Here is a 2490-nt window from a genome sequence, read left to right on the forward strand (position 1 = left end):
GCTGCGGCGCGGGCGCGAGGCGATCGCCAGGACCGGCCGCTCGGCGGTCATCAACATCTGGGTCGACCCAAGCGAGTACGCGCCCGGCACCAAGAATCAGACGATGTACAAATAAGAGCAACCTCGGCATGTCCGGCACAGCGGGCATGCCGGCATCCTGCATTACTTCATGCAACTAACGGTAGATATTGAGGAGTCACCGACGATGGACATGCCACTCAAAGGTATCAGGATTATCGACTTCACCCACGTGCAGGCTGGGCCTGCCTGCACGCAGATGCTGGCGTGGTTCGGCGCTGATGTGATCAAGGTCGAACGCCCCGGAGCGGGCGATGTGACGCGCACTCAGTTGCGCGACATCCCCGACGTCGATGCGCTGTACTTCACGATGCTCAACTCCAACAAGCGCTCGCTGACGCTGGACACCAAAAAGCCCGAAGGCAAGGAAGTGCTGGAAAAGCTGATTCGCGAATCCGACGTGCTGGTCGAAAACTTCGGTCCGGGCGCGCTCGATCGCATGGGCTTCTCGTGGGAGAACATCAAGAAGCTCAACCCGAAGATGATCGTGGCTTCGGTCAAGGGTTTCAGCGACGGACATCACTACGATGACCTGAAAGTGTATGAAAACGTCGCGCAATGCGCCGGCGGCGCGGCCTCCACCACCGGATTCTGGGACGGCCCGCCCACCATCAGCGCGGCGGCACTGGGCGACAGCAACACCGGCATGCACCTGGCGATCGGCATCCTGACTGCCTTGATCGGCCGTGATAAAACCGGCAAGGGGCAAAAGGTGGCGGTCTCGATGCAGGACAGCGTCTTGAACCTGTGCCGCGTCAAGCTACGTGACCAGCAACGCCTGGATCGGCTCGGCTACCTCGAGGAATATCCGCAATACCCGATCCGCGAAGATGGAAAGTACGGTAAATTCACCGACGTCGTGCCGCGCGGAGGCAATGCGGGCGGCGGCGGCCAGCCGGGCTGGGTGCTCAAGTGCAAGGGCTGGGAAACCGATCCGAACGCCTACATTTACTTCACCATCCAGGGCCATGCCTGGGCGCCGATCTGCAATGCGATCGGCAAGCCGGAGTGGATCGACGACCCCGCTTACAACACGGCCAAGGCTCGTCAGCCTCACATCTTCGATATCTTCGCGACCATCGAGGCGTGGCTGGCCGACAAGACCAAGTTCGAGGCGGTCGACATCCTGCGCAAGTACGACATTCCGTGCGCGCCGGTGCTGACCATGAAAGAGCTGGCCAACGATCCGTCGCTGCGCGCCAGCGGCACCATCACGGAGGTGCCGCACAAGGAGCGGGGCAGCTACCTTACCGTTGGCAGTCCGATCAAGTTCTCCGATCTGAAGCCCGAGATCACCGCGTCGCCGTTGCTGGGCGAGCACACCGACGAGGTGCTGGCGAGCCTGGGCTACAGCAAGGAGCAAATCGCCAAAATGCGCGACGCTCAAGTGGTTTGATGCCAGCGTCCGGACGTGATATAGAAAAGCAGGAGGGCGCCGGGCTTGGCGCCGGCGCGGGCGGCATCCTTGCGGGTGCCGCCCGCGCTTGACTGGAAATGCCAAAATATTGGGGGCAGCCATGCAAGGAACCATCGATTTCGAACAACTGGTCGCGGCCGTCGGTGACGCCGTCGTCGTCTCGGACCCCAGCGGCGCAATCACGGTATGGAATGCCGCGGCCGAGCGCATGTTCGGCTTCACCGCGGCCGAAGCGCTCGGGCAGTCGCTGGATCTGATCATTCCCCAACGCTTGCGCGAGCGTCACTGGGAGGGTTATCACAAGACCATGGCGACCGGCCAGACCCGCTATGGCAGCGACGTGCTGCGCGTGCCTGCCGCGCACAAGGATGGGCGTGCGCTGTCGATCGCTTTCACGGTTGCGTTGCTGTACTCGGCGCAGCAGCAGGTGAGCGGCATTGTCGCGGTGATTCGTGACGAGACAGCCCGCTTCCAGGAAGACCGCAATTTGCGCAAGCGCCTGGCCGAACTGGAGGCCCAGGTGGTCAGTCAGTAAGCGAGGCAAGGCGCGCCGTCCCGAAAGGGACGGGCGCCCAGCGCCGATTCAACGCGTCTGGAGAGATTGCGTCGAAGCGGCCTTGGCTGGGCGGACGCCGGCCCGCCGTTGCCCGGTACGCGCCACCAGTTCGCCGACGATGCCGCGGCGAAAGGCGAGCACGCAGAGGATAAAGATCAGGCCGATGACGATGGTCACGGACTCGCCCAGGGACTGGAACCAGGCGATGCCGGTGAGGCTGGCCAGCCACATGCCGATGTCGCCGAGCTTGTTTTGCAGCAGCACGATGATCAGCGCCCCCAGCACCGGGCCGAACAGCGTGCCCAGGCCGCCCACCAGGGTCATCAGGATCACCATGCCCGAGAGCGTCCAGTGCACGTCGGTGAGCGTCTCGAAGCCCAGCACCAGCGTGTTGGTGGCCCCGGCCAGCGCCGCGAGCGTGGCCGAGAGCACGAACGCC

2 protein-coding genes and 1 pseudogene are annotated in these 2490 nt (G+C 63.5%); 2 read left to right on the plus strand and 1 reads right to left on the minus strand.

The window, feature by feature from the left end:
• Window positions 1–205 precede the first annotated feature (205 nt).
• Together frc and EPN80_RS05995 are read left to right on the plus strand one after the other, a co-directional pair.
• The gene (frc, locus tag EPN80_RS05990) at window positions 206–1474 is read left to right on the plus strand and encodes a formyl-CoA transferase (RefSeq protein WP_293024781.1); all 1269 of its coding nucleotides are present in this window, start codon (window positions 206–208) and stop codon (window positions 1472–1474) included.
• A gap of 121 nt (window positions 1475–1595) precedes the next feature.
• The gene (locus EPN80_RS05995; protein WP_293024783.1) at window positions 1596–2030 is read left to right on the plus strand and encodes a PAS domain-containing protein; all 435 of its coding nucleotides are present in this window, start codon (window positions 1596–1598) and stop codon (window positions 2028–2030) included.
• Between the two features lie 48 nt (window positions 2031–2078).
• Here the strand turns inward: EPN80_RS05995 and EPN80_RS06000 are convergent.
• A pseudogene (locus tag EPN80_RS06000) lies at window positions 2079–2490 on the minus strand (hypothetical protein); the annotation flags it as partial.

It is taken from the genome of Pandoraea sp. (assembly GCF_004297875.1).
GTDB lineage: Bacteria > Pseudomonadota > Gammaproteobacteria > Burkholderiales > Burkholderiaceae > Pandoraea.

Coding starts and splice junctions, on each gene's coding strand:
- frc (WP_293024781.1), top strand. CDS start 206: ATGGACATGCCACTCAAAGGTATCAGGATTATCGACTTCACCCACGTG.
- EPN80_RS05995 (WP_293024783.1), top strand. CDS start 1,596: ATGCAAGGAACCATCGATTTCGAACAACTGGTCGCGGCCGTCGGTGAC.